We start from the raw sequence: 23,458 nt of genomic DNA, 5'->3' as shown, positions 1-23,458 counted from the left end.
TCAGGTTCCGGATCGGTCTGACAATCTTCGACCAGTCGCCCGCATAGCAGCATCGGCCTGCTATGCGCGGGCGGGACGCACGTTACGGCGTTGGCGATGCCTCCGCCGGCTCGATATAGTGCGGCACGAAGCGGGCGAGGTTGCGGGTGATGGCGTGGTCGTCCTCGCGGATGCCGATGCCGGCGGGCTGGTCGCCGACGATCCAGGCACCGATCACCGGGTAGCGGCCGTCATATTCGGGGGGCATGCAGAGCGCCTGGCGGATGTGGCCTTCGGCGCCGTAGCCTTCGTCGAGGACGGTTTCGGATGCGCCGGCGCGGACCAGTTCGATGTTGGCCCCTTCGCGCGAGAGGAGTGGCTTGCGGACATATTCTTCGCCCAATGCCGCGGCCGCGGAGTCGTCGTCGAAGAAGGCGGGGAGGAGGTTGGGGTGGTCGGGGTGGCGTTCCCACAGCAGCGGCAGGATGCCCTTGTTCGACAGGATCGCTTTCCACGCCGGTTCGATCCAGCGGACGCCCGCGCCGGTCAGGCTCGGCGCGTAGGGTTCGCGGAACATGTCCTCCCACGGGTACAGCTTGAACGCGGCCTGGATCTCGTCGCCGGCATCGTCGACGAACTGGCCGGTTTCGTTGAGGCCGATCGCGTTCATCGCGACGAACTTCGGTTCGATCCCGACCTGGCTGGCGAGATCCTCGAAGAACCGGACGGTCTGGCGGTCCTCGATCGACTGCGGCTCGGCGGCGAAATGGACGTAGCCGCCGGTTGGGAAGATCGCCTTGAACCGGTCGCGGAGTGCCTCGAACAGCGAGTTGAACTGGTCGCTTCCGGCCGGGAGCGCGCCGGTTGAGAGGCGTTCTTCCAGCCAGATCCACTGGAAGGTCGCGCATTCGAACACCGCGGTCGGCGTATCGGCGTTATATTCGTAGAGCTTGGGCGGGCCGGAGCCGTCATAGGCGAAGTCGAACCGGCCGTAGAGCGAGGGATCGCGCCGTGACCAGCTGTCGCGCACTAACTGGCGCTGCTCACGCGGGATGGCGAGGCGGTCCATCAGCGCGTCATGGCGGCAGACCTCCTCGACCAGGTCGAGGCACATGCGGTGCAGTTCTTCGGCGGCGGGTTCGAGGACGTCCTCGATCTCCGTCATCGAGAAGGCATAGGCTGCGGTCTCGTCCCAGTACGGCGCGCCATCGGTGGCGTGGTAGACGAAGCCGATCGCGTCGGCCTTGGCCTGCCAGTCGGGACGCGGGGCGAGAGGGATGCGGCGCATGTTCGGTGTCCTTCACCTCTTCTTCCGTTCGGTTCGAGCCTGTCGAGAACCCTCTTAGCGAAAGAGAAGGCTGTTCTCGACAAGCTCGAACCGGACGGCGGTCCGGGGGCGTGGGTGGGGCCGTTCTCGACAGGCTCGAACCGAACGGGAAGGGGTTGGGTCCGGCCGGCGGAAGGCTACTCCGCCTTGTCCGTGTCGCGCGTTGCCTCCAGCCGCAGCGGTTCCGACTTCGGCGCCGACAAGCGCGCCAGCACGTCGTCGGCCGAGGACTGGCCCGGCGCGATGCCGGCGAGGCGGAGCTTTTCGTCGAGGTCGGCGCCGGTGCGCATGTCCTCGAGCTCGTTGGCGGCGTTGATCCGTTCGCCGCGGATCGCCTGGCGTTCGCGGATGCGGGCCAGACTGTCGGCGGCGGAGCCGAGCGAGTTGCCCGCGCCCGAACCGCGGGTGGCGACCGAGGCCTGCGCCTTCTGGACGCTCTCGTTCACCTTCACCACCTCGACCTCGCGGCGGAGCTGTTCGATCTTGCGATCGGTCGCGGCGATGGTGGTGTGGATCTTGCCTTCGGCTTCCTTCATCGCCTCAAGCTGCGGCGTCTTGAGCGCGATATCCTGTTCAAGGTCGGCGACCCGCTGCGCCACCTGGCGGGCGAGGTCCATATTGCCCTTGTCCATCGCCGCCTTGGCGGACGCCATGTACTTTTCGACCTGCGCGCGGAAGCTCGCCACTTCCTGTTCCAGGATGCGGCGGCGCGCGACGAGGCCGGCCATGTCGTCGCGGGCCTTGCCCTGCGCGTTGTCGGCGTCGCGGATTTCCTGGTCCAGGATGCGCAACGCGTTGGCATCGACGATCGCGCTCGACGCTTCGTGCGCGCCGGCGCGGCCCAGGGTGAACAATTTACTCCAGATGGCCATGGACGTTGCTCCGGTCAGTGCGATGAGGGGACGAAGGCTTCGCGTAGCGGCCCGGCGGCCTCGATCGCGTTTTCGGCGAGCATGCGAAATTCGATGAGAACGGTGTCGAGCGGACTGCTGACGGCGAGTTCGCCGAACAGTTCGTAATAGTCACGGCCATCGACCTGGCCGATGCCGAAATTGGACAGCGGCACGAGCTTCTGCGTCTTGAGCAGATATTCGTTGAACGCCGCGCGCTCAGGCTGCTCGTCGCACGGCCACAGCAGGACGGACGCTGCGATCTGCGCATCCGAGACATTGACGAACAGTTCGAGATCGCCGTGCTGGTGCATGGTGACGAGCAGCACGGGGTCGCTGCCCTCGATCATGTGGACGCTGAATTCCCCGTCGGCGACGGGGGCGCAGCGGTCGAGTGCCGCCTTCAGCGAGCGGACGGTCCAGGCGGTGTCGGTCATGGGGGCAGGCTCCGCGGTTTGGTCGTCCGGTACATAGGAGGTTGCGGGCGGCGGGGGTAGTGGGTGGTGTGGTCGATCTGTGTTGGAAACAGTCGTCATCCCGGCGGAGGCCGGGATCTCCCTCGGGCTTGGGGTGGACGCTTCACCGAAGGGAGATCCCGGCATTCGCCGGGATGGCGTGCGTGGGGAGGGCGGGTGGCTGTGTGGCGCAACTGCCCCACTCAACTTGTGGCCCGGCAAGGGCTTTGCTTCGTTCACCCCGCGTTCTATGCCTGCACCCGGCGGATTGGAGTCTCCTGCATGTTCGATCGTCTGTTCGGCCGCGACAAGGCGCCGGAGAATGCGTTGCCGGTGATCCGCAACGTCACGCTGGGGCGGACGGTGATGCTCGATCCGCTTGCGTGGCGGCGGTTCGGCGATACGCTGAAATTCCCGTTCGATCGCGATACGTTGCAGATCGTGGCGCAGGGCCTGGTCGAGCTGACCGACGGCAGCTTCGTCCACCGATTCTACACCGAGGACGACATCATGTTCCAGGCGGTGTCGACCGACCGCGCGGGACAGGACGTGACCGATGTCACGCTGTTCGCGCCGTGGGACAGCGCTTATCCGGGCTCTGGATCGGAACGCGCGCCGTGGATCCGCCGGCTGTCGGCGCCGGTGTTCACCGCACCCGGCCTGCCCGACTATACGCGCTTCTGGTTCGGGCCGGACGCGCCGGTGCAGGATCCGGTGACGTTCTGGGAGGATATCCACGACGACCGCGACGGCGTGGTCGACCGGCGGATCTTCCAGAAATGCATGCTGTTCGCGCGGGAACTGGACGAGCCGGACGCGCGCGAACTGCTGCTCGCGATCGAACAGCAGAGCGAGGCCGGCGAGGTGTCGTTCGAGATCATGCTGGGCGTCGCGCTGGAACTGGGCGAGTTCAAGGCCTGACGCGTTCAAGGCCTGACGGGCAAACGGGGGGAAGACGATGTTTCAGGATTATGGTTTCGGGGCGAGTGCGGCGGCATTCCTGATCGCGTTCGCGGCGGCGGGCGTGCTGACGATCGCGTTCAAGCTGATCTACCAGGCGGCGACGCCGTACAACGAGCGCACGCTGATCCGCGAGGGCAACGTCGCCGCGGCACTCACGCTTGGTGGCGCGCTGATCGGTTATGTCCTGCCGGTCGCGTCGGCGCTGGAACATACCGTTTCGCTCGTCGAGTTCGGCGTATGGGCGGTGATGGCCGGCGTGATCCAGATCGTCGCGGTCACCGTGGTGCGGATGATCGTGATGCGCGATTTCAGCGACCGGATCGTACGCGGCGAAATGGCGGCGGCGGTCTATATGGCAAGCATCTCGATCAGCATCGGCGTGCTCAACGCCGCCTGCATGACGGCCTGAGGAGGCCATAGCGATGAAGCGTTCCCGGACGATCGTGCTGACATCCCTGATGGCGGGGGCGGGCGTGTCGCTCTCCGCGTGCGACGGCGACGATCCCGGCGGCAAGCCGGTCGAGGCAACGAGTTACACCTCGGTCGCGGCGTGCAAGGCCGACGCGCAGATGACGCCCGAGGCATGCGACAAGGCCTATGCCGATGCGCAGAAGGCGAACGAGACGAACGCGCCGCGGTTCGACCAGCGCCAGAGCTGCGAGGCGCAGTACGGCGTCGACCAATGCGTGCCGCGCAACAACGGCAGCTTCTTCACGCCGCTGCTGACCGGGTTCATCGTGGGTCAGGCGCTGAGCAACATGGGGGGCGGCGGGTATCGCGGCGCGCCGATGTATCGCGATCGCTACGGCAGCTATTATGGCGGTGGCGGCGTGCCGTTCGGGCGCGACTATGTCAGCGGGCGGACGCGGATCGGGTCGAACGCGTTCAACCCGACGGTGCGGGCGCCGACGCGGATCCAGTCGCGGAGTTCGGTTATCTCGCGCGGTGGCTTCGGCGGCGGTGGCGGCCGAAGCTTCGGTGGGTGATTTGATGGCCGGGTGAGGCGGGGACGGGGGCTGGCGCTTTGGTGGTCCCACTCAAGTGCTTGCCGCGGCGATCCGGCCGACTTGATGGAGCCAAGGCGCGCCGCACGGACACGAGTAACCTCACACCTCCCGTTTGGTCCGAGCCTGTCGAGAATTCAGCGCGGAGTTCTCGACAAGCTCGAACCAAACGGTGTTGGGGAGGGGTTCAGTTGGATCTCGGGCCGAGCGCGCGGCCGAGACGTAAACCTAACCCTTTCGAGTTACTTGCGCGCCTTTCGAGCGGCGTACTTCGCGTCGCGCGCGGCCTTCTGCGCGGCCTTGCGGTCGGATTCGGACATCTGGGCCTCTTCGGCGGCCTTCTTCTCGGCTTCTTCGCGGATGGCGCGTTCGGCCTTGCGGATGGCGTCGGCCTCTTCCTTTTCGGCCAGCTTGGCGGCGCGGCGTTCGGCCTGGAGGGCCTCCTTAGCTTCCTGCGCGGCAAGCTTTTCCGCGACCAGCGCCGGATCGGGCGCGGCCTTGTTCTTCATCGCTTCCAGCGCCTTGGTCTTGGCGGCGGCGGCGGCACTGCGACGGTCGGAAAAATCGGGATTATAGGTCTTCATAAAAGCGGGTCTGATGCCTTTGCAGGGGGAGAAACGGCGGATGCGCCGGACGTCGGCGCAGCCCCTATCACAATCGGTGCTGTTCGGCCAATTCCGCGAGTGCATCGACCGCGGCGGCCAGCCCGTCCTCGTCGGTCGGCCCCGTCACGCGTGTTGCAGCGTCGCGCACCGCCTGTGGCGCTTGGCCCATCGCGATCGATTGGCCGGCGCGCGCGAACATCGGCAGGTCGTTGGGCATGTCGCCCGCGACCGTGACGTCGGCGAGCGAAACGCCGATCGCGTCCGCCAACGCCGCCACCCCGTCGCCCTTGTTCGCGGCGAGAGCGGTGATGTCGAGATAATAGGGTTGCGAGCAGGCGATCGTCGCGGCGCTGCCGTGCGCGGCGACGAGTTCGGCCTCGACCCGTGCGACCAGCGGCGCGTCGTCGCTGACGCCGACGATCTTGTCGATGCGGTCGATCATCGCGGCGAAGTCGTCGGTGTAAACCGGGTCGATCGCGGCGGCGACCTGTTCGCGCTCAAGGTGGTGGCTGTCCTGGCCGCTGGCATACCATTTGCCGTCCGCGAACACCCAGCGGTCGATGTTCGCCGCGCGCAGCCGGGCGAGCGTGTCGGTCGCAACATCGGCGGGCACGTGTGCGGCGGAGATCACCGTGCCGTCCGGCTTCACGATCGTGCCGCCGTTGAAGGCACCCATCGGCAGGTCGATGCCCAGCCGTTCGGCATGCGCGATCATGCCCGACGGGGGCCGTGCGCTGATCAGCGTCACAGGCACGCCAGCGGCGCGGAGCCGGCGGATCGCGGCGACGGTCAGTTCGGTCAGCACCTTGTCCTTTCGGACCAAAGTGCCGTCGATGTCGGAGATGAAGAGGCGGGTCATGCGGGCCTTCCGATTGTGTGCCAGGCGCGGCCGTCGCGTGTCAGGAGGTCCGCGGCGGCGGCGGGGCCGTCGCTGCCGGCGGGATAGGGTTCGGGTTCGCCGTCCGCGGCCCAGGCGTCGAGGATCGGCTGCACCGCCTCCCAGCCGGACTCGATCTGATCGGCGCGCTGAAACAAAGTCTGGTCGCCGGTCAGCATGTCGTAGAGCAGGGTTTCGTAGCCGGTCGTGTGGCCGAGCTTGAAGTGATCGGCATAGGCGAAGTCGAGGCTGACCGGTGCGGGTTCGATCACCGGGCCGGGCTTCTTGGCGAGGATCTCGATGCTCAGCCCTTCGTCCGGCTGGATCTGGATCACCATGCGGTTGGGCGGCAGGCGGTTGTGATCGACGCCGGCGAACTGCGCATAGGGCACGGGTTTGAACTGGACGACGATCTCGGTATCGCGCGCCGCCAGCCCCTTGCCGGTGCGCAGGTAGAACGGCACGCCGGCCCAGCGCCAGCTGTCGACCATCAGTTTCAGCGCGACATAGGTTTCGGTGCGGCTGTCGGGCGCGACCTCCGGTTCCGAACGATAGTCGGCAACGTCGGCGTCGCCCGCACGGCCGGCAGTGTAGCGGCCGCGGACGGCAACGTCGGCGACCTCTTCGGGCTTCGGCGCGCGAATCGCGGCGATGACCTTGGCCTTCTCGTTGCGGATCGCCTCCGACCCGAAGTCGTTCGGCGGTTCCATGCCGACCATGGCGAGCAGCTGGAACAGGTGGTTGGGCACCATGTCGCGCATCGCGCCGGTCGCGTCGTAGAATTTGCCGCGCGTGCCGACCGTGACCGTTTCGGCCGCGGTGATCTGGACATGGTCGATGTGGTGATTGTTCCACACCGCTTCGACCATCGTGTTGGCGAAGCGCGTGACGAGGATGTTCTGGACGGTTTCCTTGCCGAGAAAATGGTCGATCCGGTAGATCTGCGTCTCGTCGAGATGCTTCAGAATGCGTTCGTCGAGCGCCTGGGCGGATGGCAGGTCGTGGCCGAACGGCTTCTCGATCACCACTCGGCGGAACGCGTCGTCGGTCTGGGTCAGCAGGCCGGCTTGCCCCAAGCTGTCGATCACCGGTCCGAAGAAGCCGGGGGCGGTGGCGAGGTAGAAGGCGGCGTTGCCGTCGATGCGGTCCTTCAGCGCGGCGTAGGTCGCGGCGTCCTCGAAATCGCCCTGGAGGTAGGTGACGCGGTCGCGCAGCTTGAGCCAGTCGGGGTCGCCGGCGCCGGATTTGTCGCCGTGCGCGCCGCCTTCGCCGTCCGCCTTGCCGATGAAATCGTCGAGCTGTTCGCGGAGCGCATCGTCGGTGACGTCGTGGTGGCTGACGCCGATGATCTTGAAGTCGTCACCGACCAGCCCGCTGCGCACCAGGTTGACGATCGCCGGCACGAGCAGCCGGCGGGTGAGATCGCCGAGCGCGCCGAAGATGACCAGGGTCGCGGGCGGGGCCGGGGGCGTGTCGGTCGTGCCGCCGGCCGGCATGCTCGGCCCCCCGCTGACTGCACCGGTCATTGCGGCATTTCCACATGGCCGCCGAAGCCGAACCGCATCGCGGAGAGCAGCTTGTCGCCGAACGTCGTGTCGACGCGGCTGCGGTAGCGCGCGAAGAGGGCGGCGGTCAGCACGTTGGCGGGCACCTTCTCCTCCATCGCGGCGTCGATCGTCCACTGACCCTCGCCGGAATCGGCGACATGGCCGCTATACCCTTCGAGCATCGGGTCGCCGGCCAGACCGATCGCGGTCAGGTCGAGCAGCCACGAGGAGATGACGCTGCCGCGGCGCCAGACCTCGGCGATGTCGGGCAGATTGAGGTCGAAGCGCTCGTCCTCGGGCAGCTTGTCCGATGCCTTGCCCTTCAGGATGTCGAAACCCTCGGCATAGGCCTGCATCAGGCCATATTCGATGCCGTTGTGGACCATCTTGACGAAGTGACCGGCGCCGGCGGGACCGGCGTGGATGTAGCCGCGCTCGGCACGGTCGTCGCCGGTGTCGCGGCCCTTGGTGGGCACCACGTCGCCGCGGCCGGGGGCGAGCGCGTCGAAGATCGGATCAAGCAGGCGCACCGCGTCGTCGCTGCCGCCGATCATCATGCAATAGCCGCGTTCGAGGCCCCAGACGCCGCCGGACGTGCCGACGTCGACATAATGGAGGCCCTGTTCGCCGAGCACCTTGGCGCGGCGGATGTCGTCCTTGTAGAAGCTGTTGCCGCCGTCGATCACGATGTCGCCGGGCGCGCAGAGTGCGGCGATCGTCTCGACCGTCTGTTCGGTGATCGGGCCGGCGGGGAGCATCGACCAGAAGATCCGCGGGCTGTCGAGCTTGCCCGCCATGTCCTCGATCCCGGACGCCGCGACTGCACCGTCGGCGGCGAGCGCGGCGACCGCCTTGTCGTCGCGGTCATAGGCGACGACCTCGTGGCCGGCGCGCATCAGGCGGCGGGCGATGTTGCCGCCCATGCGGCCGAGGCCGATGATGCCGATCTTCATGGGAATGCTCCTACTGGTCGTTCAACTTGAACCCACATCGTCATCCCGGCGCAGGCCGGGATCTCGTGTGGCTTGGTCGGCCCCCGCCGCAGGGAGATCCCGGCTTTCGCCGGGATGACGGCGGGGGGTTAGGTCCGGTCGATCAGTCCGCGACGCTGGCGATCACCATGTCGACGAGACGGTCGAAGGCGGCGTCGTGCTTCAGGTGGACGCGCATCACGCGCTGGCCGCGTTCCACGAGGACGTCGAGGTCGCCGCGCGCCTGCGCCAGCTGGACGGTGCCGAAGCTCGCCTTGCCACCGGGGACCGCGACGTCGTCGGACGGCGTGCGGGTGATTTCCAGGAAACTGCCCGTGCGCGGGCCGCCCTTGTACGCCTGACCCGTCGAGTGGAGGAAGCGCGGGCCGAAGCCGGCCACCGTTGCCACCTGACGCGCGTCGCGGATCGCCGCCCGCATCCGGGCGATGCCGTCGGCATGCGCGTCGTTGCGTTCAATATAGGCGAGGAAGCCGGCATAGTCGCCAGGCACCAGGCTGGCGAAGTGGGTCTGGAGCAGGACGGCCGGGTCGGTCGGCGCGAATTCCGGGTCGCCGGGTGCGAAGATCGCGATATCGCCATCGTCGTAGAGCGGTGTTTCGGGTTCGAGTGCGCCGGTCGCCTCATAGGCGTCGACGAGCTTGCGCGCCTCGACCTTGGCGGCCTCGACATCGGGCTGGTCGAACGGATCGATCCCGATAATCGCGCCGGCGACTGCGGTCGCCATTTCCCAGCGGAAGAATTCCTGGCCGAGCTGCATCGGATCCGCGACCGAGATGCGGACCAGCGGGTGGCCGCCGTCGGCGAGTGCCTTCAGCGTCGATTCGAGGCGGTCGTCGCTGTCGCCGGCCAGGTGCAGATGCACGAACAGGCGGTCGGTGCCGTAGCTGTCCGCGGAGCCGATCGGTTCGAGGTCGACGGGGACGATGCCCTTGCCTTCCTTGCCCGTCGATTCGGCAACGAGCTGCTCCAGCCAGCTGCCGAACGCGGCGAGGCTGGGGCTGGGGCTGGGCAGGATGGTCAGCTTGTCGCGACCGGCCAGTGCCGCCTCGCCCATGATCGCGCCGAGCCGCATGCCGGGGTTGGTGGCGGGCGGGCTGTCCGGGCCGCAGGCGAACACCATTGCCTTGGCCGCGGTGAAGAAGGCGGGGACGTCGACGCCCATCATCGCGGCCGGAACCATGCCGAACACCGACAGGACCGAATAGCGCCCGCCGATTGCGGGATCGCCGTGGAAGATGTCGCCGAAACCGTCCGCCTTGGCCGACGCCTCCAGCTTGGAGCCGGGATCGGTCACCGCGACGAAATTCTTCGGATCGGCACCGGGCAGGCTGCGGAAATAGGCCTCGAGCAGCTGCGGTTCGAGCGTCGAGCCGGACTTGGACGAGACAAGGAACGCGGTGTTGCCCGCGTCGATCCGGCCGGCGATGGTCGCGACCTGCGCCGGATCGGTGCTGTCGAGCGCGTGGAAGCGCGGGGCGTCTTCGCCACGCGGGACGATCGCGCCGATCACTTCCGGCCCGAGGCTCGATCCGCCCATGCCGAGCAGTACGATATCGGCCTTGCCCTTGGTCTTTTCCGCCAGCTTGGCGAGCGCGTCGTCGTCGACCTGCTCGCCCTTGCCCGCGGCGAGCCAGCCGAGCCACTTGCCTTCGTCCTGGCCCGTCCAGAGCGTTGCGTCGGCCGCCCAGAGCCGGCGGCTCCACGCGTCCTTGCGCATCGTGCCGATCCGCGTTTCGACGGCTTCGTCGAGCGACTTGGACAACGTGGCGGACATGCCGTTGAGCTTGTCGCCCAGGAACGTCTCGCGCTTGCCCGCCACCGCACCGAGCAGCGAGTCGGCGGCGTCGGCGAACAGTTTCACGCCCGCAGTGACGAGGCCGGTGGTGACGTCGCCCAGCTTCAGGTGGAGGCGGTCGGCCTCCGCCATCACATGCTCCGCGTCGGGGATGTCGTTGGTCAGCTGCGCGGTCGCATCGCCATGGTCGCGGAACGCATCCATCGTGGCGGGCGGCATGGTGTTGACCGTGTCGCGACCGATCAGCGTCTCGATGTAGAGGACGTCGCTATACGCCTTGTCCTTTACGCCGGTCGACGCCCAGAGCAGCCGCTGGACCTGCGCGCCCTTGGCGGCGAGCGCCTTCCAGCGGTCGGTTTCGAGGATCGCGAGGTAATCCTGGTAGGCGAGCTTGGCGTTTGCGATCGCGACCTTGCCGCGGATCGCCTTCAGCGCGTCGGCTTCCGGGTCGCCCTTGGCGATGCGTTCGTCGATCGCCTTGTCGATCTGCGCATCGATGCGGCTGATGAAGAAGCTCGCCACGCTGGCGATCCGATCGATCGCCTGGCCGGCGGCGACGCGTTCCTCAAGCCCTTCGAGATAGGCCATCGCGACGGCGCGGTAGGCATCGCGCGAGAACAGCAGAGTGACGTTGATGCTGAGCCCGTCGGCGATCAGCTGGCGGATGGCGGGGACGCCTTCCTGCGTGCCGGGGACCTTCACCATCAGGTTGGGACGATCGACCGCCTCGGCCAAGCGGCGGGCCTCCTCGATCGTGTCGTCGGTCGCCTGCGCGAGGTAGGGCGAGACCTCGAGGCTGACATACCCGTCCTTGCCCTCGAGCCGGTCATAGACCGGGCGGAGGTCGTCCGCCGCGGCCTGGATGTCGGCGATCGCGAGGCTTTCGTAGACCGCGACGATCGTGCTGTCGCCCTTGTCCAGATAGGCGGACAGGCCGTCGTCATAGGCGTCCGAGTGGCCGATCGCCTTTTCGAAGATCGACGGGTTGGACGTGACGCCGGTGAGGCCGTCCTCCTCGATCAGCTTGCGCAGACCGCCGTCGGCGAGGAACTTGCGATCGACGAAGTCGAGCCAGACGGCCTGACCCGCCTGCTCGAGCTTGTTCAGCGGGCCGCTCATTTTCCGTTCCCCTGCATCACTTCGTGCGCGACCTTCACGACGTTGTCGATCGTGAAGCCGTACTTCTCCTGAAGCTTGGCGAGCGGGGCCGACGCGCCGAAGGTGGACATGGTGATCGTCGCACCGTCATGGCCGACATAGCGATCCCAGCCCATCGACCCGGCCTGCTCCACCGCGACGCGGGCACGGACCGCGGGCGGGAAGATCGCGTCGCGATATTCCGCGTCCTGGTTCTCGAACAGTTCCCAGCTCGGCATCGACACGACGCGGGCGCGGACGCCCTCGGCACGCAGCTTCTCGTACGCATCGACGACCAGCGACACTTCGCTGCCGGTGCCGATCAGGATCACGTCCGGATCGCCGCCGCCGGCCTCGGCCAGGATGTAGGCGCCCTTCTGGAGCCCCTCGGCCGATGCGTACTTCTCGCGATCCAGCGTCGGGAGTGCCTGGCGCGAGAAGATCAGCGCGCTCGGCCGGTCGGACTGCTTCAGCGCGACGGACCAGGCCTGTGCGGTCTCGTTCGCGTCGCCCGGGCGGATCGTGACGAGGCCGGGGATGGCGCGCAGCGTGGCGAGATGCTCGACCGGCTGGTGCGTCGGGCCATCCTCGCCCACGCCGATGCTGTCATGCGTGAAGACAAAGATCGTCGGCACTTCCATGATCGCGGCGAGCCGGATCGGGGCGCGCATATAGTCGGCGAACACTAGGAACGTGCCGGTGTAGGACCGCAGGTAGCTGAGTGCCATGCCGTTGGCGATCGAGCCCATCGCATGTTCGCGCACGCCGAAATGCATGTTGCGGCCGCCCGGCGTGGCGGCGGTGAAGCTGCCCGCGCCGTCGAACTTCAGGTCGGTCTTGGTCGATGGCGACAGATCGGCGGCACCGCCCATCAGGCTGGGCACGCGCTTGGCGATCGCGTTCAGCACCTTACCACCGGCGTCGCGGCTGGCGACGCCCTTGGCGTCGGCCTCGAACACCGGCAGGTCGGCGGCCCAATCGTCGGGCAGTTCACCCTGGCGCATCCGCTCCAGTTCGGCGGCGAGCGCGGGATACTTTTCGCGGTAGGTCGCGAAGGTCGTGTCCCAGCTCTCGCGCAGCGGGCGGCTGCGGTCGATCATGCTTTGCGCGAAATGCTCGGCGACGCCCTCGGGGACGTAGAAATCCTTGTCCTCGGGCCAGCCATAGGCCTTCTTCGTCGCCTTGATCGCGTCGGCACCGAGCGGTTCGCCGTGCGCCTTCTCGCTGCCCGCCTTCGGACTGCCCCAGCCGATCACGCTGTCCACCACGATCAGCGTCGGCGCATCATGCGTGTCGCGGAACGTCCGGAACGCATCGGCCAGCGCGACCGTGTCGTTCGCGTCGGCGACGTGCAGCGTCTTCCAGCCATAGGCGCGGAAACGGGCGGCGACATCCTCGGTGAAGGCGAGGTCGGTGCCGCCCTCGATGCTGATCTGGTTGCTGTCGTAGATCCAGCAGAGGTTCGACAGCTTCATATGACCGGCGAGCGAGGCGGCCTCCGCGGTCACGCCCTCCATCATGTCGCCGTCGCCGCAGAGCGAATAGACGTCGTGGTCGAACAGGACCATGTCGTCCTTGTTGAAATGCGCCGCCAGGTGACGCTCGGCGATCGCCATGCCTACCGAGTTGCCGCAACCCTGGCCGAGCGGGCCGGTCGTCGTTTCGACACCCGTGGTGTAGCGATATTCCGGGTGGCCGGGCGTCTTGGACGACAGCTGGCGGAACCCCTTGATATCGTCGAGGCTGACCGCGGGATCACCGCTATACTCGCCGTCCGCGTTGATCTCCTTTACGCCGGCCAGGTGCAGCAGCGAGTAGAGCAGCATCGACGCGTGGCCGACGGACAGCACGAACCGGTCGCGGTTGGGCCAGTCGGGACGGTCCGGATCGTAACGCAGGAACTGCGACCAGAGCGTGTGGCCGACGGGGGCGAGCGCCATCGGCGTGCCGGGATGGCCGCTGTTCGCCTTCTGCACCGCGTCCATCGACAGCGTGCGGATGGTATCGATCGCGAGGCGCTCGGGCGAGCCATCCTCATGGAGGCCGGTGGCTGGGGTGGTCATTGCGCGATCCTTGAGCGAGCGCACGGTCGCCGGGAACGGCGCCAGCGCGGGAACGATATCGTCCGGGGAACGGCGGGCGGCCCGAACTGTTCCTGCTCTAACGGGTAAGATGAAGCTTTGTTAAGACCGTTTCTGCCAGACGATGCCGCCGTCGTCCGCGATGCAGGTTGCGTCGATTTCATCGAGGAAGAGGCCGTGGCCGAGCAGGCCGGGGATCGCTGACAACTCGGCGGCGAGCGCGGCCGGGTCCGCGATGGGGCCGAATGCGGCGTCGGCCAGCAGATTGTGCTGATCCGACCGCGTGGCGCGCAGCACGGCGGGGCCGCCCAGGTCCGCGAGCCGGCGCAGGACGAAGGCGCGGGCGAAGGGCAGGATTTCGACCGGGATGGCGCGGTCGAGCTGAGCGACGCGCTTCGATCCGTCCGCGATCGCGATCATGCGGGTGCTGGCGGCGGCGACGATCTTCTCGCGCAGCATCGCGCCGCCGCCGCCCTTTATGGCACGGAGGGCGGGGTCGATCTGGTCGACGCCGTCGATGGTAAGGTCGACCTGCGGCACGTCGTCGAACGGGAGGACGGTGAGGCCGTGCGACTGGGCGAGCGCTTCGGTTGCTTTTGATGTCACGACCGCCGTGATGCGGAGGCCGGCGCGGACCCGATCGGCGAGCGCCGCGACGGCGTGGGCCGCGGTGCTGCCGGTGCCGAGACCGACGAGCATGCCGGGCTGGATCTCCCCCACGGCGGCGATCGCGGCGGCGCGCTTGTCGGTGTCGCTGGTCATGATGCGGGAATGGCCGGTGGGGGCGGGGGTTCCCTTTGCCCCGAAACGTCATCCCGGCGAAGGCCGGGATCTCGTTCTGGCTTGGGGTGGTGCTCGACCGAAGGGAGATCCCGGCTTTCGCCGGGATGACGGTTTGGGGAGGGGAAGTCCGCGCCCGCCAAGGAACTCTAAGCCGCCAACCCTCCCAGGTCGGTTAGCGCGTCGATGTGGTGATCCGCGTCGCCGAAGAGCGTTTCGATGGCGGTCAGGCGCTTGAAGATGTGGCCGACCTTGTACTCGGCGGTGATGCCGATGCCGCCGTGGAGCTGAACCGCCTGCTGCCCGACGAAGCGCGACGCGCGGGCGACGTGGGCCTTGGCCGCGGCGATGTTGGCGGTGCGTTCGGCGGCCGGGCGGTCGAGCGAGGCGGCGGCGAGGATCGCCATGCTGCGCGCCAGTTCGAGCTGCATCAGCATGTCGACCGCGCGGTGCTGGAGCGCCTGGAACGCGGCGATCGGCACGCCGAACTGCTTGCGGGTCTTGAGATATTCGGTCGTCAGGTCGAGCGCGGCGGCCATCGCGCCGACCGCTTCGGCACAGAGCGCGGCGTTGGCGGCTTCGATCGCGCGGGACAGATGCGCCGCACCGTCGCCGGGGATGCGTTCGGCGGCGACATCATGCAGCGTCACCGTGGCGACGCGGCTGCCGTCATAGCCGGCCTCGCCGCGGATCGTGACGCCGGCGGAGGCGGGATCGACGAAGAACAAAGCGGTCGATCCCTCGCTGGTGCGAGCGGACACGATCAACTCCTGCGCCTGGTCGCCGCCCAGCACCGCGATCTTCTCGCCGGTCAGCCGGTCGCCGACAGCGACCGTCTCGCGCGCGTCGACCGTGTAGCGCGGGCCGCGCGGTTCGGCGAAGGCGACCGCGAGGCGGAGGTCGCCCGTGACGATCCGCTCGACACGCGCCGCGCGCTGCTCCGCGGTCGCCGCGTCCTGCAGCAGCGCGCCGGCCAGCACAATCGCGGAGAGATAGGGTTCGACGACGAGCCCGCGGCCGAACTCCTCCATCAGGATCATCGTTTCGGTGCCGCCGCCGCCGAACCCGCCATCGGCCTCCGCGAAGGGCAGTCCGAGCAGGCCGAGTTCGGCCATTTCGGACCAGATCGCCGGGTCGCGCCCGCCCGGCATCGCCATCATGCGGGTGCGGTCCTCGAACCCGTAGCGGTCGGCGACGAAGCGCGCGACGGTCTCACGCAGCAGACGCTGGTCGTCGGAAAAGCTGAAATCCATGGTTCAGAGCCCCATCACGGTCTTGGCGACGATGTTGCGCTGGATCTCGTTCGACCCGCCGTAGATCGAGACCTTGCGCATGGTGAAATAATAAGGTGCGGCGGCGGGCAGCCAGCGGTCCTGCGGTTCCTCGTTGCGGCCATGGTCGAGGTCGGGCTGGGCGAGACCCGCTGGGCCGGCGAGCGTCATCATGATCTCGGTCATGCGTTGCTGGATATCGCTGCCCTTCACCTTCAGGATCGAGGATGCGGCGGCCCCGGCACCCGGATCGCCGCCGCCGCCGGCGCTGTCAGCTGCCACGACACGCAGCTGGGTCAGTTCCAGCGCCTTCAAATCGATCTCGGTTTCGATCAGCTCGCGCAGGAGCCGCGCATGTTCGCGCTGCGTCATGCGCCCGTCGGCCGCCATCTCCTTCGCGGTCGCACGCGCCCAGCGCAGCCGTTCCTTCGACAGACCGATCCGCGCGATGCCCGACCGTTCGTTGCCGAGCAGATGCTTGGCATAGTCCCAGCCCTTGTTCTCCTGCCCGATCAGGTTCTCGGCCGGCACGCGGACATCGTCGAAGAAGACCTCGTTCACCTCGTGATGATTGTCGATCGTGCGGATCGGGCGGACGGTGATGCCGGGCGTCGTCATGTCGATCAGCAGGAAGCTGATCCCCATCTGCGGCTTCGGCGCGTTCGGATCGGTGCGGACCAGCGCGAAGATCCAGTCGGCATGCTGCGCCAGCGTGGTCCAGATCTTCTGCCCGTTGACGATATAGTCGTCGCCGTCGCGCACCGCGGTCGTCTTGAGCGAGGCGAGGTCGGAGCCGGAGCCGGGTTCGGAGAAGCCCTGGCACCACCAGATGTCGAGGCTGGCGGTGGGCGGCAGAAAGCGTTCCTTCTGCGCATCGGTGCCGAACCGCGCGATCACCGGGCCGATCATCGCGACGTTGAACGAGAATTCATCCGGCGCGCGGGCGAGCGACAGTTCTTCCTGGAAGATGTACTTCTGCGCCGGGGTCCAGCCGCGGCCGCCATGTTCGGCCGCCCATTTCGGCACGGCCCAGCCGCGGCGGTGCAGGATGCCGTGCCAGCGCACGATCTGCTCCTTCGTCAGGTCCGTCCGGTCGGCCACCGCGGTGCGGATGTCGTCGGGCAGTTCGGCGGCCAGAAACGCGCGGACCTCGTCGCGGAAAGCCAGTTCGTCGGCGTCGAAATCAAGGTTCATGCGCTTCGTCTCCGTCCGGATGCTTGAGCAGTCGCTTAGCCGAAGGTTGCCGTTTACGGAAGCGTAAAGCAATATCGATATTGGCAGGGCGTTCAGCAGGCTCGCTTTTTTAACTTGTCGGGACTAGGCACATATGGTGATCAGGCTGAGCAAACCCCGGACGACGCTGGTGAGATACGGCACGGATCCGTCCCGCCTCAGCCCCGAAGATGCCCGCGCCGCACGGCTTCGCGAAGGGCGATCGGTCATCGCGATCGAAGCTGCGGCGCTGTCCCGGCTGCGCGAGACGCTGGACGATTCGTTCGCCGATGCGGTCGAGCTGCTGCTGACATTGCCCGGTCGCGTGATCGTGACCGGCATGGGCAAGTCGGGCCATATCGCGCGCAAGATTGCCGCGACGCTGGCCTCCACCGGCACGCCGGCGCTGTTCGTCCACCCGGCCGAGGCGGCGCACGGCGATCTCGGCATGATGATCCCGGGCGATGCGCTGATCATGCTGTCCAATTCCGGCGGCACGACCGAGCTGAAGCCGATGATCGGCCATGCGGCGGTGCTGGGTATGCCGATCATCGCGATTTCCGCACGGCGCAATTCCACGCTGATGCGTGCCGCCACGATCCGGCTGCTGCTGCCCGCCGCGGCGGAGGCGTGCCCGGCCAATATCGCGCCGACCACGTCGACGGCGATGATGCTAGCGCTGGGCGATGCGATGGCGATGGCGACGATGCACGAACGCGGCCTGTCGCGCGACGGGTTCCAGGCGCTGCACCCCGGCGGCACGATCGGGCTGCGCCTGATGCGCGTCGCCGCGGTGATGCACTGCGACGAGGAGATGCCGGTGGTGCCGGCCGACACGTCGATGCGCGAGGTCGTGCTGACCATGACGCGGCTGACGTTCGGGATCGCGGGCGTGGTGGACGATGCCGGGCGGCTGATCGGCGTGATCACCGATGGCGATCTGCGGCGCCATGTCGATGCGTTGATGACCGGCACGGCGCGTGACGTGATGACGCATGATCCGATCACGATCGGCGCGGCCAGCTTTGCCGAGGACGCGCTTGCGCTGATGAACGATCACAAGATCACCGCGCTGTTCGTGACCGGTGGCGATGGTGCGGACGGGCAGGACGTGCCGGTCGGCGTCGTGACGATCCATGATTTCCTGCGGCTGGGGCTGGCGTGAGCGACGTGACGGGCGGTGGACGTGACGGCCGCGTGGCGATCGTCGTGCCGGCGCGCCACGCCTCGACGCGCTATCCCGGCAAGCCGATGGTCGCGATTCGCGGTGCCACGGGTGTCGAACGTCCGCTGATCCGGCGGAGCTGGGACGCGGCGCGCGCGGCGGCGGACGCGATGGGCGGCGACGTTCGTGTGATCATCGCGACCGACGACGTCCGCATCGCCGAGCTGGCCGAGGGGTTCGGCGCGGAGGTGATGATGACGCCCGAGGCGTGCGCGAACGGCACAGAACGCTGCGCCGCGGTGCTCGACCGGATCGATGACGACACCGACATCGTCGTCAATCTGCAGGGTGATGCGCTGCTGACGCCGCCTTGGTTCCTGTCCGAGCTGGTCGCCGTCCTGCGCGCGGACCCGGCGATCGCGGTGGCGACGCCGGCGGTGCGCGCGACGCCCTTGGTCCACCGCCGGTTGCTCGACGATCAGGCGGCGGGCCGGGTGGGCGGCACCACGGTCGCGACGGCGGCGGACGGGCGCGCGCTGTATTTCACCAAGGCGGTCATCCCGCATGTGCCGGATGCGCGGATCGGCGACCCGGCGTTGCCGGTGCTGCTGCATGTCGGGGTCTATGCCTATCGCCGCGCGGCGCTGGCGCGGTACGCCGCGTTGCCGGAGTCGCTGCTCGAACAGCTCGAAGGGCTGGAGCAGTTGCGGTTCCTGGACGGCGGCGTGCCGGTGCGCGTGGTCGAAGTCGATGCGCGCGGGTGCGAGTTGTGGGAATTGAACAATCCGAGCGACCTGGCGCCGATCGAGGCGCAGCTTGCGGTACGGGGAATGGAATGAACGCGATCGTCGAGAGCGGTACGATGCTGTGCGGACGCCCGGTGGGGCTGGTGCATCCGCTGTTCCTGATCGCCGGGCCGTGCGTGATCGAGAGCGAGGCGATGGCGCTGTCCACCGCCGAGCGGCTGCGCGCGATCGCCGACCGGTTAGGCGTGCTGCTGATCTACAAAAGCTCGTTCGACAAGGCGAACCGCTCGTCGGGCAGCTCGTTTCGCGGGCCGGGCCTGCACGAAGGGCTGCGCATCCTGGAAAAGGTGCGCGCCGAAACCGGGCTGCCTGTGCTGACCGACGTGCATGAAGTGGCGCAGGTCCGGCCGGTGGCGGACGTCGTCGACATGCTCCAGACGCCAGCATTTCTGGCGCGGCAGACCGACCTGATCGAGGCGGTCGCCGCATCCGGCAAGCCGGTGAACATCAAGAAGGGCCAGTTCATGGCCCCGAACGACATGGTCCACGTGATCGCCAAGGCGCGCGAGGCCGCAGCGGCGGCCGGCGTGTCGGACACCGGGCTGATGGTCGCCGATCGCGGGACCAGCTTCGGCTACAACAATCTGGTCAGCGACATGCGCGGGCTCGTCATCATGCGCAACACCGGGTGCCCGGTCGTGTTCGACGCGACCCATTCGGTGCAGCTGCCCGGCGGGCAGGGGGCGACCAGCGGCGGGCAGAGCGAGTTCGTGCCCGTCCTGGCACGCGCCGCGGTGGCGGTCGGGATCAGCGGCCTGTTCATGGAAACCCACCCCGACCCCGCCAACGCGAAATCGGACGGCCCGAACGCGGTGCCGCTCGACGAGTTCGAAGCGCTCGTCGCAAAGCTCGTTGCGCTGGACGCGTTCGTGAAGGGCTGAGCCGTACGGATCGAGACGGATCTCGATCGGCGTTCCGAACATCAGATCCCGATGCTACCCGCCCGTCGTGGTCCGGTTCAACGGACTGCGGCGATGCGCGATCGACCGGCACGAACCATCAGGCCTCTTTCGAACGCCGGTAAACGATGCGGTGGCCTTAGATTACCCGGTCGGCCGGGCGGTGGTCAGGCATACCAGGCGCTGCCGTCATATTGCGCGGTCATGTCGATGCGATCGCGGTGCAGGCGGGGGTGCCACGACGGATCCTGGTCGAGCCATGCGCGCCAGCGGGAGCGGAATGCGGCGGTCTCGTCGCCCGGCGGCAGGCCCTGACCGCGCGATGCCTTTTCCGCATGGAGCAGTTCGGCAAGCGGCGTGTGAACGATTCGGTAGCCGAGCGTCCGCAGCCGCAGGCACAGGTCGGTGTCGTTATATTCGAGCGAGAAACGCTCGTCGAACCCGCTGGCCCGCTCCATCACCGACCGCCGCGTCGCGAACACCGCGCCGGTGACCATCGACCATTCGCGCTGGACGTCGGCCCAGCCTTGATAGGCGCCCGTCACGTGGCGGCGATGGACCCAGAGGTGCGTCGCGCCCGGTCCGACCGGGCCCATCCCGGCATGCTGGATGCTGCCGTCGGTGAACAGCAGCCGCGCACCGACCCCGCCGACGCTCGGATCGACCGCGAAGGTCAGCAATGCCCGAAGCCAGCCGGGGCCGGTGGGTACGAGATCGTCGTTCATCAGCACGATCTGTTCGGTTTCGGCGGCGCGCCACAGGCGGTTCATCTTCGCGGCATAGTTGAACGGTTCGCCGGGTGCGCGGGCGGTGGCGATGCGGGTGAGCGCGAATGGCCAGCGGCGCTCCGCCCAGTCGGGCACGCCTTCACCGTCGTCGCCGACGATGACGGTCAGACGATCCATCGGCCAGTCGGTCTGCGCGATCCCGATCAGCAATTGTTCGATCAATGTCATGTCACCGCGCAGGACGTTCGCGCGCATGGTCGGGATCAGCAATGTGACGACTGGTTCGGCCCCGGCCGCGAACCGGCGCCGGACCGCGACGCTGCCGGAGCCCGGGACGATATCGAACCCGCCGAAACCGGGCTGCGCGCGGAGCATCGCGACATGGTCCGCCTGAACGGCACGGACGCGCGGGCCGCGATGGCCGAGCAGGACATGCGGGATGCGCGCGATCGCATATCCCGCGGCGTCCGCCCGGAACAGCAGGTCCGCGATCGCCGCGGTGCGCAGGCCCACCGACAGGCCGCCAAGTTGCGCCAGCGCGGAGGCCCGGACGAGCAGCGGCGCGCCGACATAATCCTGCGCGGCGAGCAGGGTGCGATCAAATTCGGGTTTGAGCCGGATGTGATCGACCGCGAACTCGGTTTCGACCGCGATATCGTCCGCGTAGAACAACGACGCATCCGGGCGCGCGGCGATGTGCGCCACGGCGATGTCCGCGAAGTCCGGCGCGATGCAAGTGCCGGCCGGCGCGAACAGGACCCAGCGGTCGTCGGTCGGGTCCGGCACGGCGGCGTCGAGCGGCGCACCGTCTGCGGCGAGCAGCACCAGCCGGATGGAGTCGTGGATGGTCGTGGACGCGTCGAGCCGCACGCCGCCGCGGAGCTTGGGCATCGGCCGATGGACGCGCCGGTCGGTGGTCGGATCGACGAGCGTCGCGCGCAGGGCGGTGAGCAGAGCGAAATCCGCCGCGTCGTCCGCGACCAGGGCCTGCGGGTCCGGGATCGCCGCAACCGCCGCGCCGTCGCGACGATCGAGCCGTGCGGCGCCGATCGGGTCAGTCACCCAGACCCGGTCGGTCGCATAGAAATTCTGCACGCGCGACACCAGCCGGTCATCGCAAGGCGCCGTCCAGTACGCGATCCCGCGGTGCGCATCGGCGATCACCCCGCGTTGCTGGTCGGTCAGCAGATGCCAGTCGTCCGGGTCGAGCTGGATGATCGCGATGTCGGCGGGCGTTTCGAAATCGATCGTGTCGGCCGGCGGCGCGATCGGGGTCGCACCAAGAAATTCGCCCCGGATCGGGTGGACGTTCAGGCGGATCGGCAGGCGGCGGAGCGCACACAGCATCGCGCGCGCGGCGTCGCCGTCCGCCCCGGCATAGTTTATGGGCGCGTAGTAGCGCACGGTGAGCGGTGTAGCGGCGCGCGACGGGCGGGGCGGGGCGCCGAGTAACGGTCCGTCGGCCGGGGGAGCATCCACGACGGCGCTGCCGATGGCCGGCTCCAGTCCCGCCGCCTGGAGCGCGTCCTGCACGTCCGGTGCGTCCGCGCTCTGCGCAAGTGCGGGCGGGACGAAGGGCAGTCCGAGCGCGGACAGGCGACGCCAGCCGGCGAGCGTGCGGAGATCGGCATCGGGGAACAGCGTCTCGATCCGATGCCCGGTGGTCCGGACCCGTTCGACGAAGGCAATGTCGTTCGCGGCCGGAGCGGCGGGGTCCGGATGCAGTTTCACCGCGTCGAAGAACAGCTGGACCGCCTCCGACGCGAGCAGTTTGTGGCTCAGCCGGATGTAGCCGCAGTCGACATGCCAACGGTCCGTCATGGTTTCGGACAGCGCCACCAGATCGGTTTCGCTCGCCCGCATCCGCGCGGCCAGCGTGGCGAAGCGGTCGTCACCGAAGTCGCCCGCGAGTCCGTCGTCGATCAGGGTGAGGCCGGGTGCGCCGTAGAGCGCGGGGAGGAGTTTCAGCGCATGCGCCCATGCGGCGAACCGGCTGCCGGTGTCGCGCCGGACCAGCGCGCCGGCGACGCGGTCGAGCAAGGTATCGGGCAGCGCGATCGGACGATCGGTCACCACCAGCAGGATGACGGCGTGGCCCGTCTCGATCAACGCGTCGACGAACGGCGCGACGTGGGGTGACAACCTGCCGCCGGTCGCGTGGGCTAGGAACAGCGCGGTTTCGCCGAGGAACGGGCCGTCGACCGGTTTCGCGAAGGCCAGATCCGTCGCCCACGCCGGTGCGTCGCTGACGGGCGGGGGCGGGGCCGCGGGGTGCGGGGCGGCCGGCTCAGGTGCCGCGACTGGCGTTTCGACAGGCGGTTTGGCGGGCGGGAGGAGTTCGGGAAGCGCCTGCAATTCGTTCAGCGCGGCGGTGTTGCCGTCGATCGCGACGCTGTCGCGGTACAGGCTGCGCGCGCCTTCGATGTCGCCGACCGACTTGCGCAGATGGCCCCAGCAGATCAGCAGGTTTGCGTCGCGCGGCGTGGCCTCGGCCGCGCGGGCATAGGCGACTTCGGACGCCGCCGGATCGCCCATTTCGCGCAGCGCGTGGCCGAGCTGAATGCGGATCGCCACGTCGTCGGGCCTATCGTCGAGATAGTGGCGGTAGGCGATGACGGCGCGATGCCACTGGCGGCGATCACGCGCCCGGTCGCCGCGCTTGCGGTACGACGCGGTGCGAAGATCGGCCAACCAACCCGCCGTCATGCGGTGGGCCATCGGCTGCGCCGCGTGTATCTCCGCATCGACATCCCGTCAGCTATGCTGGGGTGGCAGTATCGGCGCAAGCCATTCGTGCCGGGCCGAGTGCCGCGCGGCACGGATCGATGCGGCGCGGAATGGACGCTATGAACGTGGCGCACCTCCGCCAGGCAGACTAAAGACTTACTTTCGGGCGACGTCGATCTGATCGAATTTCGATAGGATCGGGTCGTAACCAGGATTTC

General features: G+C 68.1%; 19 protein-coding genes. 6 read left to right on the top strand and 13 right to left on the bottom strand.

The window, feature by feature from the left end; all coding sequences use genetic code 11:
* Window positions 1-82: 82 nt before the first annotated feature.
* The 3 genes from ACFSGX_RS16955 to ACFSGX_RS16945 all read right to left on the bottom strand — a co-directional run bounded on the left by ACFSGX_RS16955 (window position 83) and on the right by ACFSGX_RS16945 (window position 2,633).
* Window positions 83-1,267, bottom strand: coding sequence for a glutathionylspermidine synthase family protein (locus ACFSGX_RS16955; protein ID WP_380931478.1), 1,185 nt, complete (start codon window positions 1,265-1,267; stop codon window positions 83-85).
* 176 nt (window positions 1,268-1,443) lie between these two features.
* Window positions 1,444-2,178: a PspA/IM30 family protein gene (locus tag ACFSGX_RS16950; RefSeq protein WP_380931477.1), complete on the bottom strand. Its 735-nt coding sequence runs from the start codon at window positions 2,176-2,178 to the stop codon at window positions 1,444-1,446.
* 14 nt (window positions 2,179-2,192) lie between these two features.
* Complete coding sequence (locus tag ACFSGX_RS16945; protein WP_380931476.1) at window positions 2,193-2,633, bottom strand: YjfI family protein; 441 nt, start codon at window positions 2,631-2,633, stop codon at window positions 2,193-2,195.
* Between the two features lie 300 nt (window positions 2,634-2,933).
* Between ACFSGX_RS16945 and ACFSGX_RS16940 the strand changes: the two genes are divergently transcribed.
* The 3 genes from ACFSGX_RS16940 to ACFSGX_RS16930 are packed head-to-tail and all read left to right on the top strand — an operon-like array spanning window position 2,934 to window position 4,600.
* Window positions 2,934-3,572, top strand: a complete 639-nt coding sequence (locus ACFSGX_RS16940) for a DUF2491 family protein (RefSeq protein ID WP_380931475.1) — start codon at window positions 2,934-2,936, stop codon at window positions 3,570-3,572.
* Window positions 3,573-3,609: 37 nt separating this feature from the next.
* Complete coding sequence (locus ACFSGX_RS16935; RefSeq protein ID WP_380931474.1) at window positions 3,610-4,023, top strand: DUF350 domain-containing protein; 414 nt, start codon at window positions 3,610-3,612, stop codon at window positions 4,021-4,023.
* Window positions 4,024-4,036: 13 nt separating this feature from the next.
* Window positions 4,037-4,600, top strand: coding sequence for a DUF1190 domain-containing protein (locus ACFSGX_RS16930; RefSeq protein ID WP_380931473.1), 564 nt, complete (start codon window positions 4,037-4,039; stop codon window positions 4,598-4,600).
* Window positions 4,601-4,860: 260 nt separating this feature from the next.
* Here ACFSGX_RS16930 and ACFSGX_RS16925 read toward each other — a convergent pair whose 3' ends face one another.
* From ACFSGX_RS16925 to ACFSGX_RS16885, 9 genes are all read right to left on the bottom strand, one after another.
* On the bottom strand, window positions 4,861-5,202 hold the full coding sequence (locus ACFSGX_RS16925) for a DUF6481 family protein (protein ID WP_157176028.1): 342 nt from the start codon (window positions 5,200-5,202) through the stop codon (window positions 4,861-4,863).
* Window positions 5,203-5,269: 67 nt separating this feature from the next.
* Window positions 5,270-6,082 (bottom strand): Cof-type HAD-IIB family hydrolase, encoded by an 813-nt coding sequence (locus ACFSGX_RS16920; RefSeq protein ID WP_380931472.1) that lies wholly within the window; start codon window positions 6,080-6,082, stop codon window positions 5,270-5,272.
* On the bottom strand, window positions 6,079-7,626 hold the full coding sequence (gene zwf, locus ACFSGX_RS16915; protein WP_380931471.1) for a glucose-6-phosphate dehydrogenase: 1,548 nt from the start codon (window positions 7,624-7,626) through the stop codon (window positions 6,079-6,081). Before zwf ends, ACFSGX_RS16920 begins: the two co-directional genes overlap by 4 nt.
* The gene (gene gnd, locus ACFSGX_RS16910) at window positions 7,623-8,600 is read right to left on the bottom strand and encodes a phosphogluconate dehydrogenase (NAD(+)-dependent, decarboxylating) (protein WP_380931470.1); all 978 of its coding nucleotides are present in this window, start codon (window positions 8,598-8,600) and stop codon (window positions 7,623-7,625) included. Before gnd ends, zwf begins: the two co-directional genes overlap by 4 nt.
* 142 nt (window positions 8,601-8,742) lie before the next feature.
* On the bottom strand, window positions 8,743-11,553 hold the full coding sequence (locus ACFSGX_RS16905; protein WP_380931469.1) for a bifunctional transaldolase/phosoglucose isomerase: 2,811 nt from the start codon (window positions 11,551-11,553) through the stop codon (window positions 8,743-8,745).
* Entirely contained in the window at window positions 11,550-13,634 is a 2,085-nt protein-coding gene (tkt, locus tag ACFSGX_RS16900; RefSeq protein ID WP_380931468.1) for a transketolase, read from the bottom strand. The genes ACFSGX_RS16905 and tkt overlap by 4 nt, the downstream gene beginning before the upstream one ends.
* 120 nt (window positions 13,635-13,754) lie before the next feature.
* Entirely contained in the window at window positions 13,755-14,414 is a 660-nt protein-coding gene (rpiA, locus tag ACFSGX_RS16895; protein ID WP_380931467.1) for a ribose-5-phosphate isomerase RpiA, read from the bottom strand.
* Window positions 14,415-14,581: 167 nt separating this feature from the next.
* Window positions 14,582-15,685, bottom strand: a complete 1,104-nt coding sequence (locus ACFSGX_RS16890; RefSeq protein ID WP_380931466.1) for an acyl-CoA dehydrogenase family protein — start codon at window positions 15,683-15,685, stop codon at window positions 14,582-14,584.
* A 3-nt stretch (window positions 15,686-15,688) separates the two neighbouring features.
* The gene (locus ACFSGX_RS16885; RefSeq protein ID WP_380931465.1) at window positions 15,689-16,897 is read right to left on the bottom strand and encodes an acyl-CoA dehydrogenase family protein; all 1,209 of its coding nucleotides are present in this window, start codon (window positions 16,895-16,897) and stop codon (window positions 15,689-15,691) included.
* A 169-nt stretch (window positions 16,898-17,066) separates the two neighbouring features.
* On the opposite strand from ACFSGX_RS16885, the gene ACFSGX_RS16880 reads away from it, so the two are divergent.
* The 3 genes from ACFSGX_RS16880 to kdsA are packed head-to-tail and all read left to right on the top strand — an operon-like array spanning window position 17,067 to window position 19,767.
* A complete protein-coding gene (locus tag ACFSGX_RS16880; protein ID WP_380931464.1) occupies window positions 17,067-18,080 on the top strand; it encodes a KpsF/GutQ family sugar-phosphate isomerase in 1,014 nt (337 codons plus the stop codon).
* Between the two features lie 5 nt (window positions 18,081-18,085).
* On the top strand, window positions 18,086-18,919 hold the full coding sequence (gene kdsB / locus ACFSGX_RS16875) for a 3-deoxy-manno-octulosonate cytidylyltransferase (RefSeq protein WP_380931629.1): 834 nt from the start codon (window positions 18,086-18,088) through the stop codon (window positions 18,917-18,919).
* Window positions 18,916-19,767 (top strand): 3-deoxy-8-phosphooctulonate synthase, encoded by an 852-nt coding sequence (gene kdsA, locus ACFSGX_RS16870; RefSeq protein WP_380931463.1) that lies wholly within the window; start codon window positions 18,916-18,918, stop codon window positions 19,765-19,767. Before kdsB ends, kdsA begins: the two co-directional genes overlap by 4 nt.
* Window positions 19,768-19,952: 185 nt before the next feature.
* On the opposite strand, the gene ACFSGX_RS16865 is transcribed toward kdsA, so the two are convergent.
* Window positions 19,953-23,219: a glycosyltransferase gene (locus tag ACFSGX_RS16865; RefSeq protein WP_380931462.1), complete on the bottom strand. Its 3,267-nt coding sequence runs from the start codon at window positions 23,217-23,219 to the stop codon at window positions 19,953-19,955.
* Between the last annotated feature and the right edge of the window lie 239 nt (window positions 23,220-23,458).

This window comes from Sphingomonas arantia, assembly GCF_042682045.1.
In the GTDB taxonomy this organism is placed as follows: Bacteria; Pseudomonadota; Alphaproteobacteria; order Sphingomonadales; family Sphingomonadaceae; genus Sphingomonas_R; species Sphingomonas_R arantia.
This window is presented reverse-complemented; position numbering and strand designations above follow the sequence as displayed.

What these genes read in the sequence shown, in the direction of transcription:
- ACFSGX_RS16930 (WP_380931473.1), top strand. Translation starts at nt 4,037, where the DNA reads ATGAAGCGTTCCCGGACGATCGTGCTGACATCCCTGATGGCGGGGGCG.
- ACFSGX_RS16920 (WP_380931472.1), bottom strand. Translation starts at nt 6,082, where the DNA reads ATGACCCGCCTCTTCATCTCCGACATCGACGGCACTTTGGTCCGAAAG.
- ACFSGX_RS16925 (WP_157176028.1), bottom strand. Translation starts at nt 5,202, where the DNA reads ATGAAGACCTATAATCCCGATTTTTCCGACCGTCGCAGTGCCGCCGCC.
- ACFSGX_RS16935 (WP_380931474.1), top strand. Translation starts at nt 3,610, where the DNA reads ATGTTTCAGGATTATGGTTTCGGGGCGAGTGCGGCGGCATTCCTGATC.
- zwf (WP_380931471.1), bottom strand. Translation starts at nt 7,626, where the DNA reads ATGACCGGTGCAGTCAGCGGGGGGCCGAGCATGCCGGCCGGCGGCACG.
- tkt (WP_380931468.1), bottom strand. Translation starts at nt 13,634, where the DNA reads ATGACCACCCCAGCCACCGGCCTCCATGAGGATGGCTCGCCCGAGCGC.
- ACFSGX_RS16945 (WP_380931476.1), bottom strand. Translation starts at nt 2,633, where the DNA reads ATGACCGACACCGCCTGGACCGTCCGCTCGCTGAAGGCGGCACTCGAC.
- rpiA (WP_380931467.1), bottom strand. Translation starts at nt 14,414, where the DNA reads ATGACCAGCGACACCGACAAGCGCGCCGCCGCGATCGCCGCCGTGGGG.
- ACFSGX_RS16865 (WP_380931462.1), bottom strand. Translation starts at nt 23,219, where the DNA reads ATGACGGCGGGTTGGTTGGCCGATCTTCGCACCGCGTCGTACCGCAAG.
- ACFSGX_RS16890 (WP_380931466.1), bottom strand. Translation starts at nt 15,685, where the DNA reads ATGGATTTCAGCTTTTCCGACGACCAGCGTCTGCTGCGTGAGACCGTC.
- ACFSGX_RS16955 (WP_380931478.1), bottom strand. Translation starts at nt 1,267, where the DNA reads ATGCGCCGCATCCCTCTCGCCCCGCGTCCCGACTGGCAGGCCAAGGCC.
- kdsA (WP_380931463.1), top strand. Translation starts at nt 18,916, where the DNA reads ATGAACGCGATCGTCGAGAGCGGTACGATGCTGTGCGGACGCCCGGTG.
- ACFSGX_RS16940 (WP_380931475.1), top strand. Translation starts at nt 2,934, where the DNA reads ATGTTCGATCGTCTGTTCGGCCGCGACAAGGCGCCGGAGAATGCGTTG.
- ACFSGX_RS16950 (WP_380931477.1), bottom strand. Translation starts at nt 2,178, where the DNA reads ATGGCCATCTGGAGTAAATTGTTCACCCTGGGCCGCGCCGGCGCGCAC.
- ACFSGX_RS16885 (WP_380931465.1), bottom strand. Translation starts at nt 16,897, where the DNA reads ATGAACCTTGATTTCGACGCCGACGAACTGGCTTTCCGCGACGAGGTC.
- gnd (WP_380931470.1), bottom strand. Translation starts at nt 8,600, where the DNA reads ATGAAGATCGGCATCATCGGCCTCGGCCGCATGGGCGGCAACATCGCC.
- ACFSGX_RS16905 (WP_380931469.1), bottom strand. Translation starts at nt 11,553, where the DNA reads ATGAGCGGCCCGCTGAACAAGCTCGAGCAGGCGGGTCAGGCCGTCTGG.